The organism is Pseudoalteromonas sp. C8 (assembly GCF_011378685.1).
GTDB classification, from domain to species: Bacteria; Pseudomonadota; Gammaproteobacteria; order Enterobacterales; family Alteromonadaceae; genus Pseudoalteromonas; species Pseudoalteromonas arctica.
Genome location: NZ_WTKT01000019.1, coordinates 61577 through 77069 on the forward strand (window position 1 = coordinate 61577; position 15493 = coordinate 77069).

Annotated in this window: 18 protein-coding genes and 1 pseudogene; 12 read left to right on the top strand and 7 right to left on the bottom strand. The window is 38.0% G+C overall.

Annotation, left to right across the window (positions count from 1 at the left end):
* Nucleotides 1-33: 33 nt before the first annotated feature.
* From GQR39_RS16495 to GQR39_RS16515, 5 genes are all read left to right on the top strand, one after another.
* On the top strand, nucleotides 34-432 hold the full coding sequence (locus tag GQR39_RS16495) for a DUF3224 domain-containing protein (protein WP_165736153.1): 399 nt from the start codon (nucleotides 34-36) through the stop codon (nucleotides 430-432).
* Between the two features lie 15 nt (nucleotides 433-447).
* Complete coding sequence (locus tag GQR39_RS16500; RefSeq protein ID WP_024591373.1) at nucleotides 448-633, top strand: hypothetical protein; 186 nt, start codon at nucleotides 448-450, stop codon at nucleotides 631-633.
* A gap of 8 nt (nucleotides 634-641) precedes the next feature.
* Complete coding sequence (locus GQR39_RS16505; protein WP_165736154.1) at nucleotides 642-1259, top strand: LysE family translocator; 618 nt, start codon at nucleotides 642-644, stop codon at nucleotides 1257-1259.
* Between the two features lie 66 nt (nucleotides 1260-1325).
* Nucleotides 1326-1871 (top strand): PH domain-containing protein, encoded by a 546-nt coding sequence (locus tag GQR39_RS16510; RefSeq protein WP_165736155.1) that lies wholly within the window; start codon nucleotides 1326-1328, stop codon nucleotides 1869-1871.
* A 37-nt stretch (nucleotides 1872-1908) separates the two neighbouring features.
* Entirely contained in the window at nucleotides 1909-2304 is a 396-nt protein-coding gene (locus GQR39_RS16515; protein WP_165736156.1) for a DUF1801 domain-containing protein, read from the top strand.
* 21 nt (nucleotides 2305-2325) lie between these two features.
* Here the strand turns inward: GQR39_RS16515 and GQR39_RS16520 are convergent, their stop codons facing one another.
* Entirely contained in the window at nucleotides 2326-2670 is a 345-nt protein-coding gene (locus GQR39_RS16520) for a rhodanese-like domain-containing protein (protein WP_165736157.1), read from the bottom strand.
* 285 nt (nucleotides 2671-2955) lie between these two features.
* On the opposite strand from GQR39_RS16520, the gene GQR39_RS16525 reads away from it, so the two are divergent.
* Nucleotides 2956-3264, top strand: coding sequence for a metalloregulator ArsR/SmtB family transcription factor (locus GQR39_RS16525; RefSeq protein WP_010554926.1), 309 nt, complete (start codon nucleotides 2956-2958; stop codon nucleotides 3262-3264).
* Here GQR39_RS16525 and GQR39_RS20330 read toward each other — a convergent pair.
* A pseudogene (locus GQR39_RS20330) lies at nucleotides 3257-3343 on the bottom strand (nitroreductase family protein); the annotation flags it as partial. The gene GQR39_RS16525 and the pseudogene GQR39_RS20330 sit on opposite strands and share 8 nt — an antisense overlap.
* A 203-nt stretch (nucleotides 3344-3546) precedes the next feature.
* On the opposite strand from GQR39_RS20330, the gene GQR39_RS16535 reads away from it, so the two are divergent.
* Together GQR39_RS16535 and GQR39_RS16540 are read left to right on the top strand one after the other, a co-directional pair.
* A complete protein-coding gene (locus GQR39_RS16535) occupies nucleotides 3547-3807 on the top strand; it encodes a hypothetical protein (RefSeq protein WP_165736158.1) in 261 nt (86 codons plus the stop codon).
* Between the two features lie 66 nt (nucleotides 3808-3873).
* Nucleotides 3874-5256, top strand: coding sequence for a hypothetical protein (locus tag GQR39_RS16540; RefSeq protein WP_165736159.1), 1383 nt, complete (start codon nucleotides 3874-3876; stop codon nucleotides 5254-5256).
* Nucleotides 5257-5282: 26 nt separating this feature from the next.
* Here the strand turns inward: GQR39_RS16540 and GQR39_RS16545 are convergent, their stop codons facing one another.
* A complete protein-coding gene (locus GQR39_RS16545; protein ID WP_165736160.1) occupies nucleotides 5283-5960 on the bottom strand; it encodes a nitroreductase family protein in 678 nt (225 codons plus the stop codon).
* A 187-nt stretch (nucleotides 5961-6147) separates the two neighbouring features.
* Here GQR39_RS16545 and GQR39_RS16550 point away from each other — a divergent pair, with 187 nt between their 5' ends.
* The 4 genes from GQR39_RS16550 (at nucleotide 6148) to GQR39_RS16565 (ending at nucleotide 11438) form a co-directional block, all read left to right on the top strand.
* Complete coding sequence (locus GQR39_RS16550) at nucleotides 6148-7029, top strand: ABC transporter ATP-binding protein (protein WP_165736161.1); 882 nt, start codon at nucleotides 6148-6150, stop codon at nucleotides 7027-7029.
* Nucleotides 7030-7038: 9 nt separating this feature from the next.
* Nucleotides 7039-10617 (top strand): M1 family aminopeptidase, encoded by a 3579-nt coding sequence (locus GQR39_RS16555; protein WP_165736162.1) that lies wholly within the window; start codon nucleotides 7039-7041, stop codon nucleotides 10615-10617.
* A 183-nt stretch (nucleotides 10618-10800) separates the two neighbouring features.
* Entirely contained in the window at nucleotides 10801-11112 is a 312-nt protein-coding gene (locus GQR39_RS16560; RefSeq protein ID WP_165736163.1) for a Bor family protein, read from the top strand.
* Nucleotides 11109-11438, top strand: coding sequence for a hypothetical protein (locus tag GQR39_RS16565; protein WP_165736164.1), 330 nt, complete (start codon nucleotides 11109-11111; stop codon nucleotides 11436-11438). The genes GQR39_RS16560 and GQR39_RS16565 overlap by 4 nt, the downstream gene beginning before the upstream one ends.
* 12 nt (nucleotides 11439-11450) lie before the next feature.
* Here GQR39_RS16565 and GQR39_RS16570 read toward each other — a convergent pair whose 3' ends face one another.
* From GQR39_RS16570 to GQR39_RS16585, 4 genes are read right to left on the bottom strand one after another with little or no spacing between them, the layout of a single operon-like run.
* Complete coding sequence (locus tag GQR39_RS16570) at nucleotides 11451-12689, bottom strand: ABC transporter permease (protein WP_076925846.1); 1239 nt, start codon at nucleotides 12687-12689, stop codon at nucleotides 11451-11453.
* Complete coding sequence (locus GQR39_RS16575; protein ID WP_024594267.1) at nucleotides 12682-13389, bottom strand: ABC transporter ATP-binding protein; 708 nt, start codon at nucleotides 13387-13389, stop codon at nucleotides 12682-12684. The genes GQR39_RS16570 and GQR39_RS16575 overlap by 8 nt, the downstream gene beginning before the upstream one ends.
* Complete coding sequence (locus GQR39_RS16580; protein WP_165736165.1) at nucleotides 13389-14555, bottom strand: efflux RND transporter periplasmic adaptor subunit; 1167 nt, start codon at nucleotides 14553-14555, stop codon at nucleotides 13389-13391. The genes GQR39_RS16575 and GQR39_RS16580 overlap by 1 nt, the downstream gene beginning before the upstream one ends.
* 56 nt (nucleotides 14556-14611) lie before the next feature.
* The gene (locus GQR39_RS16585; RefSeq protein ID WP_024594265.1) at nucleotides 14612-15325 is read right to left on the bottom strand and encodes a YIP1 family protein; all 714 of its coding nucleotides are present in this window, start codon (nucleotides 15323-15325) and stop codon (nucleotides 14612-14614) included.
* Between the last annotated feature and the right edge of the window lie 168 nt (nucleotides 15326-15493).

Genomic DNA, 15493 nt, shown 5'->3' on the forward strand with positions numbered 1-15493 from the left:
AATAGTATTAAATATCATCAATAAGGAATTGTTATGACAACAAAAATAATAAGCGGTGAATTTACAGTGGCTTTAGCGCCTATTGAAGGTTATGCCAAAGGGCAGCAAGGCATTACCTTAGGGCGCATGTCGATTGATAAAACATTTAAAGGTGACTTAAATGCTACAAGCCAAGGCGAGATGCTTAGCGCAATGACGCCAACCCAAGGCAGTGCGGGTTACGTGGCAATAGAACAAGTGATAGGTGAGCTTGAGGGTAAGCAAGGTAGCTTTGTATTACAACATTTTGGCACTATGGATAAGGGTCACGACAGCCTAATTTTAAATGTTATTCCTGATTCAGGCTCAAATGAGCTAAAAGGATTAACTGGCAGTATGAAAATACGCATTGAGCAGGGCATTCACTATTACGACTTTGACTACCGCTTATAAAATGGATAACAAACAATGCAAAAAATAGTAGAATTTAAAAAGCGTGGTTTTTTTAGTAACGGCATTGATGTAGATGCTTTGAATGAGCGCATATACCACTTAAATCAAGAAGGTTGGAAAGTAATAAGTATAAATACCGCGACTGCTTTTCAAGGCCAAATAACGGCCTATATATTATTAATAGAAAACGATGAACTATAAGGATAAGAATGACATTAGCAGCGTGGTTTAGTTTAGTAGTTGTATGCATGATGGGTGCAATGTCGCCAGGCCCAAGCCTTGCAGTTGTACTAAAGCATACAATGAGTGGCGGAATGAAAAACGGTATGCTTGCTGCACTTAGCCATGGCGTGGGTGTTGGGCTTTATGCGGCAGCTTCGTTACTTGGTTTGGGGACATTGATGGCTCAGTTTCCAACGGTATACCAAGTACTTGTATATTTAGGCGCTGGGTATTTAGCTTATTTAGGTTTAAAAATACTATTAGCAAAACCCAATAATGACGAACTGCAAGTACAAAAAAGTGAGATAAGCGCAACTAAAGCGTTGCAAGATGGATTCGCCATTGCGTTTTTAAACCCTAAATTGGCAATTTTCTTTTTAGCGTTGTTTTCGCAGTTTATAGACCCGCAAAATCTCACTTTAAGCATTGGCATTATTATGTGCTTAACCGTGTTTGTAATTGATACAGGTTGGTATTTACTAGTTGCAGTACTTACTGAGGTTTCAAAAAATCGCTTTGGTTTTACTAAGCAGAACCCGTGGCTTGATAAAATACTGGGGGTTGTGTTTATTGCTCTTGCTATAAAAGTCGTTATTAGTTTGTAAGATTGAGTAGAGATTATTGAAGTTTGCAGAGTGTATTTGTAGTTATATAGATAAAGGATTAAAACAATGACAAAACATATTTTAAAAAGTGCATCTTTCGACCCGAAGGTTCAGCAATACTGGATGCTAATGGCCGCTTTTTTTAGTGTACTAGCGATGGTGACTATTCCGTTGTTACCCATTGTTTTAGCGATTGTATGGTTGGTGGGCGGGCGAATACTCGCAGCTATGTCGGCTGACTTATTACCACAAAAATTGGTAGTTAAACGTGGCATATTATTTAAAGAAGAAAAATCTATTCCGCTTGAAAAAATAACCGATGTTGGATTAAGCCAAGGGCCGCTCATGCGAATTTTTGGATTATATCGTTTAAGCTTTGAAACAGCTGGGCAGTCAGGAAATGGCGCTTTAGTGTCTTTGCTTGGTGTGGTTAATGCGAGTGAGTTTAGAGAGGCGATACTTGAGCAAAAAGATGTATTGGCTAATCAAGGTAAAACGTCGCAGCAGGCAACAGAGCAAAGTGAGAAAGAGCTACTGAGAGCACTTACTTATAGTGTTAAAAATATTGAGCAGATGCTACTTGTTTTAGTTGATGAAAGGCAGCAAAAGTAACCTGTTTTAAACTTGTAATACTTATAAGGATGTTTTTATGAATACGGATATAAAAAATATATTTAATAATCATCCTGAGGCAGCTAAAAGTACGCTTATACAATTACGAGAGCTAATTTATACCGTAGCACAAGAGCAAAACTTAGGAGCTGTTGAAGAGTCTTTAAGGTGGGGAGAGCCAAGTTATAACACAATAAATGGCAGCCCCATTCGCGTAGGCTTTAAGGGCTCATCGTGTTATTTGTTTTTTCATTGCCAATCAAAGCTAGTAAGCACATTTAGAGAGTTGTACTCTCATAATCTTACCTTTGAAGGAAATAGAGCAATAGTGTTAAATAGTGAAAAGCCATTACCAGAGTACCCACTTAAAGCGTGTATTAAATTAGCACTGACTTATCACAGCGTTAAACACCTACCTTTGTTAGGCGCATAATTATAAGTACTTAGTAGATACTTAAAATACGCTACAAACTTGATTTGCGTCACAGGTAATAACGGTTACGTTTTCATAACCCACACGCGTTAATGCTTCTGCTCCCAACGTTGCGCGTGCACCACTTGCGCAGTGCACGTAAATAGGGCGAGCTGCGTCTTTTTCTATTTCCATTAGTTTCATCTCGAGTAATCCACGCGGAATATTTATAGCGCCGGCAGCCGATTTTGTCGCGTGCTCTGCAGGTTCTCGCACATCAATAAGTAAACCTTTATTTTTTTCAAGCTCGAGTTTTGCTTGCGCTGCGTCAATACGGCGTTGGTTAGGTGTGATAATTTTTAGTAAATCAGGGATTGATGTAAGCATTAGTTTGTAAATCCTCTTTTTCTTAAAAAAGACATTAATGAGTGCTACTTGGTATAAGTAGGTTGAATTGAGTTAATACTTATAAATAACGTTAAAAACTGAAAGTTACTTTATATAAAGTAACTTAATAGTGCGGATACTGCTACAGCACTTCCGCCGATTAATAAAATGGCATCGCTAGTTTCATGGCCATCTTAATATTAGTAAAACCTAATGTTAATTATATTAGAACTTACTAATATAAAAGTCTATACTTAAAAAGGTATCAAAAAGAGAAATAATAAAATGAATATTGAACAACTAGCTGTCAACGCAGAGCAAGCCGAACAGTTTTTAAAATTAATGGCTAACAAAAATCGCTTAATGATTTTATGTAGTTTATTACAAGGTGAGCAAAGTGTAGGTGAGCTAAATAAAAATGTACCTTTAGCGCAGTCAGCGTTATCTCAGCATTTAGCAAGTTTACGCAAGGCAGATATGGTTGCTACTCGCAGAGAAGGGCACACTATTTATTACTCATTGACCGATCCAAAAGTTGAGTCGATCATTGCTTTGCTATATGAGTGGTTTTGCCGACAAGAAAATACTAAATAAACGTAGCTATTTCATCGAGTGATTTTTTATCCAGAGCATGAGCAGGTATTGTTGCATCACCACTTGGGTAGCCTTGTATAGTATTCGTAGTATTTTTATGTAAGTTGCATTCATTTTGTATTTAAATTGAAGTGGTATATTAATTAATAATAATTGACAGAGCGATCATTTACTGCAATTGTTATATATAAGTTAAATTTAATAAATTTGATATTTTTTCTGTTGTGTGTAAAATGCGCAATCAAATTATCAGTCTCTAATGGATTAGTTGAGGGTCGGTATATGCTTATTTTAGGTATGGTTTTATTATCATTGTCAGTTCTATTTTTAGTTTTAGGCTTTAGGGTCTTTATTAAACCTAAAAGTGAGTATATGCATAATCACAAGCTAACGGGTAGTGTAAGAAACGCACTCCAAGGCGATATAAATCATGCCTTTGCTAGTTCTCCTGAAGATATCTCAAAAGGCTTTACTATAGATCTGAGAAATGGAGAGCTAGTGTCTTGTAGTCAACTTTCTAGAGAAGCGATAAAGTCTGCATGACTTTAAATTTATTAAAGTTCTTTAAGCCACATGATGTGGCTTTTTTATTATCCTCAGGATTAGTTCATGAAGTTTATTGGATGGATTCCAAATTTAAGAGGTCGTTTATCGTTTGATACGATAGGCTCCAGTACAAAGCCATACCCCTATGAAAAAACAAAAGAATTTCATCATAGTTTAGTTTCACAATCTAACCGTAAGTTAAATGATAGCGCTTTACCTCGCCTCTTAAGAAAAATTTTATTCGAGTGTAAGCTATCCCCGTTTCGGTTACTGTCAAAGTTTAATAAAACAATTGAAAAATTAAGTTATCACTCTGGAGATTTTAAGTTTTCTTTTTATTACTTAGAACCAGATGAGCTTGAGTACAATGCATATTTAACTGGATATGTGATTATAGAGCCCAATGCAAAATTACCAAGCCAAGACTGTAAAGAAGTACTATGTAGTCAAAGATTATTGAAGTCTATGAACATAAGTGGCATACAGTCTATCCTTGATCGTTCATTAGTTGTCACAAAAATAAGAATAGATAGAGACGGTTTTTGCGAGTTAAGTAATTTATATGTACGAAAAATACAGCGTGAAAACCTTCTGTGGACTTCTTCAGTCCAGGATGGTTTTAATCAATTCGTTGAAGAATCAATCCATCAAACTTACTATTTTATAAAAGATGTTTGTCATCAGCATCAACATCATGACTCTAAAACAGATAACTTACTACCATTAGCTAAATTTGACGGTCGAGAGCTAAATCGAGTATATGAAGAGCTCTCAATTAAAGTTTTTAAGTCTTTATATCGTCTAATTCTTAAGAAAAGAAGATCTGATAGTATTAAAGACTTCTACAGCATGAAAGGTATTTTATGCTATCTAAAAAGCTTTAGGAATATTGCTTCTAAGAGGAAAATATCAGTTAATAACTTTCATTCCGAAGACGATACGTTTTTATCAGGTTCGATAGAGGCTAAAAGTAGTTGTATATCAGCAGAGAGAGATAGAAAGAAAAGTTTTATTGGAATGCTTCCGAGTATTGTATCTTTGCCAATATCGTTTCTAGCTTTATGTTTTGCTTTTTCGTCAATGGTCATGATTTATAGTAATAAACTGGTTGGAGGTAAACATTTAGTTACTGAACTTTCACGTGATTCTTTGAGTACATATTTCGAGTTAATACAGTTTTTAATTAGCCATCCCATATCTTTCTTTGGAATAATGGCATCAGTTTTTCTTGGTTTTTTCTTTGTATGCAGTGACTTATTTAAAGAGAGTCGCTTTTACAATGATTTTTGGCGTATAGTTTTTGGTTTTAAGAAGCAAAAAGTAATAGGTGTAGTAATCATGAGTTGTGCTTTATTATTAATGTATAAGTCTATAGGAATGATTGAACCACAGATGAAAATCTATGTAGCTGATACTATTCAGAACCTACTAAATAACTTTTTCTAGTTCTTTAGTAGGTATAATATACATTATTAGATAAACGTAGCTATTTCATCGATAGATTTTTTATCCAGTGCATGAGCCGGTATTGTTGCATCATCACTTGGGTAGCCTGCAATAAGTAGCATGTATGGGCGTTCATTATCTCTATCGCGATTACATATGTCGGTTAAAAAGCTCATTGGCTTTGGAGTATGAGTAAGGGTTGCCAAACCACTGCGGTGCAAAGCTTGAATTAAAAAGCCGGTAGCTAAACCAACAGACTCATGCACATAATAATTCGTATTTTTATCATCGGTGCTTACACCGCCCTTTTTTTGACTAAATACAGCTATAAGCCAAGGTGCATGCTCTAAATAAGGTTTATTGGCGTCGGTACCTAACGGCTTTAGCGCATCTAACCATTCTTCACCTGCTCTGCCTTCGTAAAAAGAACGCTCTAGCTTTTCGGCGGCTTCTCTTATTTGTTTTTTTACATCGCTACTGTTTATAGCCACAAAATGCCAAGGCTGATGATTCGCTCCACTAGGTGCTGTGCCAGCTGCTTTTATACATGCTTCAATAATATTTTTTGGTACTGGGCGATCGCTAAAGCTGCGAATGCTATGGCGGCGTTGGCTGGTTTGTAAAAACTCGTTAGCACGATTTAGCATTTCGTCGTGTGGATATTCTATAAAGTCATTTAACGGCTGGCTTTGGTGATCTTGCATGGCTTTTCGCTTCTTATAAAAAGTATATGTGGTTTTTATACCGAGTGAATACAGTGCAGGCAAGTGTTATGAGTTTAAATTATGTTTATTTGTTGTTACAAATTTAACTAACAAGTAACTTATGTTCCTGTTTTTCTTGTGATATAAAACATTATAAAAATAATTACTCATATTCAAGGAAGTAAAAATGCTATCAATAACTGGGTTATCTAAAACCTACGATAACGGCGTACATGCACTACAAGGTGTTGATTTATCTATCGGTAAAGGGATGTTTGGATTGCTTGGGTCAAATGGCGCAGGTAAATCATCGCTTATGCGTACCATTGCAACACTGCAGTCGGCTGATTCAGGTTCAATTACTTTTGATGGCATTGATGTATTTAAAGACCCACAGGCACTGCGCCAACGCTTAGGTTACTTACCACAAGATTTTGGTGTGTACCCGCGTGTTAGTGCTTACGACTTACTGGACCATATGGCTGTTTTAAAGGGTATTCATAATAAAGCAGAGCGTAAAGAGTCGGTTGAAGGATTACTTGCGCACACTAATTTATATCAACATCGCTCTAAAGCCGTAAGTGGCTTTTCGGGCGGTATGCGCCAGCGTTTTGGTATTGCACAGGCATTACTGGGTGACCCTGATTTACTAATAGTTGATGAGCCAACAGCGGGGCTAGACCCAGAGGAACGTAATCGTTTCCATAACTTATTAGTAAGCTTAGGCGAGCAAAAAGTAGTTATATTATCGACCCACATCGTTGAAGATGTAGCAGAGCTTTGCCCAAACATGGCCGTACTGGCCGGCGGCAAAATACTATTAGAGGGCAACCCAATTGCCCTTACCGATAAACTCCAAGGCCAAATATGGCGCAAAGCCATGAGCCAAGAAGAAGCGCAAGAGCTGGAGCCACAATTACCTGTTATTTCAAAACGCTTATTTGCTGGGCAAACCATATTACATGTATTAGCAGAGCAAGCACCTGAGGGCTTTGAAGCAAGTAATGCAAACCTAGAAGATGTGTATTTTTCTACTCTGCTTAATCATCGTAACAGCCAAGTAGCATAAGGAGGCGTTATGTTTTTTAATATGCTCGCGTTTGAGCTGCGCTACTTTGTGCGCCAGCCTTCGTTTTATGTGACGTCGTTAATCTTCTTTTTTATGGCGTTTTTTATAAGCTCCAGTAGTAAGTTTCCGCTAGGTGGGGCGAATGTTCATATGAACTCGCCTTTCTCTATTATGCTTTTAACCGTTACATTTTGTACACTCGCTATGTTTTTAGTGGTTAATTTTGTTGCCAGCTCCGCTATTCGCAACAGTGAAAGCAAAATGGATGAGCTGGTATTTAGTAAGCCTGTTAATCCTGTGCCTTATCAAGCAGGGCGTTTTTTTGGTGCTTACTTAGTTGTACTTATTGTATTTTTAAGCGTGCCATTGGGTGTGTTTTTAGGGTCGCAATTTGGTTTATTAGTTGGCTGGCTCGATGGCGAATTGATTGGTCCTAATAAGCTAATGTACTACGCTGCGCCTTATCTTTATTTAGCAGTGCCAAGTTTACTGGTGCTTTCGGCTATTTTTAATAGTGTAGCGGTCTATTTTAAAACCATGATGTCGGTGTATGTAGCAGCAGTTGTGATTTTTATAGCCTATCAAATTGCCGGCGTTTACTTTGATGATTTAGCATTTAGAAATATTGTTGTTTACGCCGACCCATTTGGCTCTGGTTCGTTAATTGATTTAACACGTTATTGGACTGTAAACGATAAAAACACAGAAGTGCTAACGCTCACAGGTGACCTTTTAGTTAACCGTATATTGTGGGTGGCAATCAGTGTTGCAATGTTTTTTGGCCTTGGAAAGCTAAGCAACCGCATAGTAACTAAAAAACAGAAGAAGCAATTTAAAGCCTCTGCTTTTATACAAAATAAACAAGCTGCACTTATCACCAGTGCTAAAAATTATAAATCAGCGGGGGTTAGTACTAAATCTCAGCTAATAATGCGCAGTATATTTGAACTTAAACAAGTTATATTTAGTGCTCCTTTTATGATTTTAGCGGGTGTAAGCATTGTAACGCTTATGATCCCTCTGTTTGCGCCTATTGGTGCTTATGGCACTACTAACTGGCCTTTAACTCAGAATATGGTAAATGTTATTAGTGGTATTTCCGGTTTATTTTTGTTTGTTATTATCGCTTTTTATAGTGCTGAGCTTGTGTGGCGAGAGCGACAAAGTGGCATGGGCGATATTGTTGACAGCTTTCCTGTACATAACAGTGTTTTTTGGGTGTCAAAAATACTGGCTTTAATCGCCGCTATTTCTGGGTTGTTTCTAGTGGGAATGATACTCACAATTACAGTTCAGTTATTTAAAGGTCAATTTAATTTAGAGCTAGGACAGTATTTATTTAGGATTGTTTATTTATCGATTTTACCGTTAATTATGCTGACGGTACTCGCCTTCTTTTTACAAATTATTAGCCCGAATAAATATGTAGGAATGGGCTTGTTTATTTTGTATTACATAGCGCAAAAAGTAATGGGTTCTTACGGGTTTGAGCATCATATGTATCATTTTTCTCAAAGCAGTAGCGTACCGTATTCAGATATAAACGGTTATGGACATTTTTTACAAGGCGCGCATTGGTATACCCTATATTGGGGGGCATTGAGTGTGTTTTTAGCTATTGTAGGGTTTGCTTTATGGCATCGCGGCCCGTCGCAAACATTGCGTACTCGTTTATCTTTAGTACGTTACAACATGTCTTTAAAAGGCCAGATTGCAGCCGTTATAAGTTTATTGGTATTTGTGGGCGCGGGTTATAACATTTATTACAACACCCGTGTAATCAACGAGTTTGTAACAAGTGATGATAACGAAGCGCTACAAGTAAGGTATGAGCAAGAGTTTTCACAATACAAAGACTTGCCACTGCCTATAATAACTGATGTTGATTTAAACATTGATATTTATCCTAAAAAGCGTGCTTTAAATGCCGTGGCTAAAATTAAGTTTACCAATACCGCAAACGAGCCAATAACCCGTGTGTTAATTAATGAGCCTAGCCAATCTAAAAGCTGGGATGTAAAAATGGCGGGCGGAAAAATAGTAGAGCGTTTAACCGATTTTGGCATGGTATGGTTTGAGTTTGAACAACCGCTAATGCCTAATGAAGTACGCGAAGGTGAGCTTTTAGTTTCTCGTGAACACGACGGTTTTGTTGATAGAAGATCTGATACTCAACTCGTGCACAACGGTACATTTGTAAATAATGGAGAATTATTACCAAATTTTGGTTATCAAAAGTATTTTCAAATTGCCGATAAGTATGAGCGCCGCAAGCACGATTTACCTGAACTTGAGCGCGCACATAAACTAGAAGACAGCCGCTATTATACGCAAAATGAGTTTGGGCCTGCTAATGGCTTTATAAACTATAAGGCAACGGTAACCACCGATGAGTCACAATTTGCTATTACACCAGGTTACTTAAAAAGTGAGAGTGTAAAAGACGGGCGCCGTACTTTTGTTTATGAAATGGATGCTCCAATTATAAATTTTTACTCTGTGCTTTCGGCAGAGCTTGAAAGTAAAAAAGTTGAGCATAACGGTGTAAATATTGAGGTGTACTACCACAAAGATCATGCATGGAATGTTGACCGCATGATTGAGTCAGTTCAAGACTCAATAGATTACTACACACAAGCCTTTGGCCCGTATCAGCATAAGCAGTTACGTATTATTGAGTTTCCTAAGTATCGCTCGTTTGCGCAAAGTTTTGCCAATACGGTGCCTTACTCTGAAAGTATTGGTTTTATTACAGACTTAAGAGATGAGAATAAAGTTGACCTACCTTACTATGTAACCGCACATGAAGTTGCGCACCAATGGTGGGGGCATCAAGTTTCGGGGGCTAATGTAGAGGGCAGTGCTGTTATTTCTGAAACACTTTCGCAATACAGTGCGCTAATGGTGCTAAGAAAACGCTTTGGCGCCGAGAAGCTTCGTAAATTCTTAAAGTACGAGCTAGATAAATACTTAATGGGCCGTACAGGTGAAGCCTTTGAAGAAATGCCGCTATATAAAACGCAGGGTCAGCTGTATCTTCACTATAATAAAGGCTCAGTTGCGATGATGGCTTTGTATGACCGCTTAGGCGAAAAACGCTTAAATGCCGCACTTAAAGCATTTTTGAATGAGTTTAAATACCAATCAACGCCATACCCAACCACACTTGATTTACTCAGTTATTTAAAGCGAGATGCAACACAAGCTGAACAACGTTTTATTGATGATCAGTTTAAATATATAACGCTTTATGAGCTTGAAATGAAAGAAGTGTCGGTTACAGATGATGTTGATAGCGAAGGTTTTTATACGGTAACACTGAGCGTTGAAGCAACTAAGCAGCATGCCGATGGACAAGGTGAAGAAACCGAGCAGCCGCTCGATGAGCTAATTGATATTGCATTATTTAGCGACGACCCTGAAAACTTACTAGCTGAAGACTTTGTTATTTACTCGCAAAAGCATCAAATAGTGTCTGGTACCAATACTATTGAGCTAAAAGTAAAAGAAAAACCATTATTTGCGGGGGTAGATCCTTACATTAAGCTGGTCGACAAAGACAGTAAAAATAATTTAGCTAAATTCTAACGTCTATTTATTTACTAACCACTTAAGTTTACTACTTTAAGGGCCGCATTTATGCGGCCTTTATGTGTAATAAACTGTATAAAACTTCATAGCGTTTCTACATATTCCCCACAGCTTTTTACGCTAATATTTTATGTTCTCTTATAAAGTTACCTTACTGGTATTTAGTTTATAAGGAAGAGTATGAAACCATTAATTATAGGGGCGATAGCATTAAGCCTCAGTGCTTGTTCTGCGGTAACCATTCAGCCACAGGCTATCGCAAAAATTACAAGTAAAGCGACCTACGAGGATAGCCGCCCATTTTATTTATGGGGGTTAGTGGGTGAGCAGCGGGTAGACGTAAAACAAATATGTTCAAATACACCGGTTATTCAAATGCAGTCACAACAAACGTTTAGCGATGGAGCGCTGAGTTTAATTACGCTTGGAATATACTCGCCCCATACCATTAAAGTGTGGTGCCAAGAGCAAATACTAGGGGAGACATTATGAGCATCAAGCTATTTGCAGCCGGTTGCACACTGATTATTTTAACGGGGTGTACAAATATTTACTTTGATAACGGTATACAGAGCAAAGTAAGCAATAAAACGCTAAAAAGCTCACAGTGGCATCATAATTTTGCACTTGCGTTGTACGAGGGATCAGAGCCGTTAGATTTAACAACACATTGCCCACAAGGGGAGTGGCAAAGCGTTCATACGTATAAATCGTTTACTAATGGTTTAGCTGAGGTGGTTGTGAATCAAATCGGCCCAGCTTGGTACCCTAAAACAGTCGAAGTACAATGTAATAAGGTACCATTTAAAGCTGAGTAATTATTATCACTATCACTCGTAACGTAGTGCATCTATAGGGTTTAGTCTTGCTGCTTTAATTGCGGGGGCTAAACCAAATATAATTCCAATCATTGATGTAAATCCGAACGATAGTATTACAGCCCATGCTGGTATATATGCATCAGGCATACTCGGGACTAAGAATGAAATTAGCCCTGCGGCGCCATACCCTATAATGAGTCCTATTAAGCCACCAAAGAGTGAAAGCACAACGGCTTCAACTAAAAACTGCAGCATAATAAAGCCAGGCGTTGCGCCTAGTGCTTTTAATGTACCAATAACGCGTGTGCGTTCAGTTACCGACACGAGCATTATATTCATAACACCAATACCGCCAACGAGTAAGCTAATGCCAACAATACCTGCAGTAATAGCGGTAGCACTGCTGGTAAATTTATCTATTTGGGCACGAGATTTTTCAGCGGTTTCAAATTCAAAGTCGTTTTCATCTTTCTCTTTTAGTTTATGTAGTTGGCGTAATACACGGGTTATTTTTGCAAGCACTTGTTCTTCGTTAGTACCTTCATTTAACCTAAACATAATTTGCACATTAGTTTGTGTACTTCCGCCTTCTAAAGCACTCATAGTACTAATTGGAATATTAATGTAATCGTCTTGGTCAAAGCCAAATAAGCTACCTTGTTTTTCAGCAACACCAATAATCCTAAACCATTCACCACCTAGTTTTATATATTCACCTACTGGGTTTTCAGGAAGGTTTAGCTTTTCTATGATTGAAGGGCCGATAAATGCGACTCTTCTACGTTTATCATCATCTTCGGCACGAATAAAGCGGCCAAGTTCAGGGTAAGTACGATACGCTTTTTGATAGTCTTGCTCAGTACCAATTACACGCGATGAATGGCTTTTATTTCCATACTCAGCCCCTCCCGAAAAACGCCAGGTAAACATTAGGGCAGTTAGCGTTTCAGCTTCTTTTATACGCGACTTTAAAGCTAAAAAATCGTCGTAGGTAAGCTTGGCATTTTTACCAACCATTTCGAGTTCAATACTGGTGTAAGGCTTTATTGTTGTTACATCTGGCGACATATCAGCAAATTGATCATTTATTTGCTTTGTAAAACCCTGCATTACTGCAACTACAGTAACTACGGCGGCAACACCAATAATAATGCCCAAACAGGTCAGTGCGCTGCGCATTGCATTAGCTTTAATAGCTGAAAAAGCGGCTTTAGTGCCTTCCATTATCGCAAGAGCTGATTTAAACATGCTGCTTGATTCCTTCATCTTTAGTTACATCACTTACCACTTTACCGTCGACTAAACGAATTACGCGTTGGCAATGATCGGCAATTTCTTGCTCATGTGTTACTAAAATAATAGTGTGACCTTCGTTATGCAGCTCATCAAACAAATCCATAATTTCGCGGGTCGTTTTACTATCAAGATTACCTGTGGGTTCATCTCCTAATAATATATGTGGTTTTGTGACTAAAGCGCGGGCAATAGCAACACGTTGACGTTGCCCGCCCGATAGCTGGCTAGATAAATGATTAACTTTATCACCGAGACCTACCCGCTTTAGTGCTTCTAGAGCTTGTTGCTTGCGTTGTTTACTAGGAATAAAGCGATATACTAAAGGCTGCATTACATTTTCTAGTGCGGTTGCACGTGGTATTAAATTAAAGCTTTGAAATATAAACCCGACACTTTCATTACGCTGATGAGCAAGCTCTGTCTCGGTCATACTTTTTACTAGTTTATCTTTTAAGTAGTATTCGCCACTGCTGGGTGTATCTAAACAGCCTAGTAAGTTCATTAAGGTCGACTTGCCTGAACCAGAAGGTCCTATAATCGCCACGTATTCGTTTTGCATTATATGTACGTTTACATCATCAAGTGCCTTAAATACCTCTGAGCCCATTTTGTATTGTTTATTAATATGCTCTAGCTTGATTACCGCAGACATTAGGCTTCTTCCTTGTCTGCATCTGATTTAAGTTTTACCACATCACCTTCAGTCAGAAGACTTACTGGGCGCGCAGGGCCAATAACTATTTTGTCGCCCTCATTTAAGCCGTCAGTAATTGCTTGCTCTATATCAGATGATATTCCAACAGTTACGGCAATTTTGCTAACTGTGTTGTCAATATTTAGTCGCCATACAAATGTTTTATCTTCCTCTTTTTGGATTGCTTCTATTGGAAGTTTTAAACCGTTTTCGGCAATGCTTGTTGCGATCTCTGCTCTACAACTCATTCCTGCATATAGCTGGCGCTCAGTAGTATCGAGTAATACTTTTACTTTAAATGATAAACCTTGAGAGCCGGCTTGGTTTTTAGCTGAAGTACCAATATTGATTACTGTGCCGCTAAATGGTTTATTAGGGTATGCGGCCGCATAAATATTCGCTTTTTGGTTAAGCTTAATACTCGCAATGTCGGTTTCATCAACACGCAGCTCGGCTAAAATAGCGCTAGGATCGGCTACTAACATCAAATCAGAACCAATAATATTAGTAGTACCGGCTATAACGGTTTCACCTTCTTTAATATTTACAGATGCAAGCAAGCCGCTCATTGGCGCTCTAAATACACTTTTACTTAAGCGATCTTGCGCAATTTGTAGTGACGCTTGTGCTTGGTTGTACGACTCTATTCGTGATTCAATATCGATTTTAGCTAGATCGCGTGCGCTTTCAATATTCTCGTAGCTCTCTTGATTACCTAAACCGACATCATATAAGTCTTTTTGTCTTTTAAGTTGGCGCTCTAGGTTAGCAAGGCGTGTTCTACTATGTTTAATTTCAATTTCTGTGGCGCGAAGGATTGCTTTACTACGGGTAACTTCAGATTCAAAAGCGGTTGTATCAAGGCGCATTAACATGTCACCTTGTTTAACTCCTTGGCCTTCTTGAACAAATATTTTATCTACTCGGCCTGTCACTTCAGAGCGTAATTGCACTTGTGTATTAAAAACTAAATTACCTGAAGCCATTATTGAGTCAGCAATGTCGCCAAGCTCTACTTGAGCAATATTTACTTCGGCTTGTTTTTCATCGCCAGAGATTTGCTTTGACACAATTAGGGCTATAAATGCGCCTACAGCGAGTGTGATGATTATTGCTTTTTTCATTTTTATCTATCCGTGAATTAAGTAATACGGAGGCAATACATACCCCCATCTAGTGGTTACATTGCTGCAATGACTGCCCAAATACCAAAAATAATGATTGAAGGAAGTGCAGAGAATAGGAGTGCTTTGTTAGTTGAAAAATTAGTCCAGCATTTTAAGCCGATCATTCCCAGCGCAATGCTCCAAAAGCTAAATAAATTTATTGATTCTAATAAGCTATAAAAAGGATGGCCAATTTCAAGTCCTATTATTAATTGGTTAATAGATGCGTAGCTAAATACGGCTTGTTGAGATATTTGATCTGTACTTGCACTTAGTACAAGAGCAATTGTGCCTAGGCTTGAAATAACAACTGGCATCATTGTCCAGGTAGAGAATCCATACCAAGCTCCGTAGCTATGTTCTGATTCAGGATCTTGTTTAGCCACAAGCATATAATAAAGTGCCATGAGTGCATTCATGATAGCCAGCGCAATTACGCCGCCAAACAGAGCAAACCAAATTTGGTTTTCTGCATTTAGCTCTATACTTTGACGAATTGCTTTTTGCTCGCCAATTGTTGCATCTATACTTGATGCTGCTACTTGCTCATTAATCAAAAACTGCATATCAACACTAGAGTAAAAAATATAAACACTAGCGATACTAGCAAGGGTAATACATATAAATGCTAACCATGACCAACCTTTGGCGTGTTCAACACCATTGAAAGCTTTACTAGGATTTATATAAATATCGAGTAGGGCGCTAAACGCGTTAGGTGATTTCATTATTATTCCTTTATACCTATTTTATGGCTAGGCAGTTATAAATGCCCAGTGACTAAGTAATAGAATAAAGGAAAAAGTATGTATTGTTTTTATTCAATTGTAACGGTTTGTTAACAGATGTGAGGGGGCTTGTTCAAAAACGAGAAAAGGGCCAAAAGGCCCTTCGTG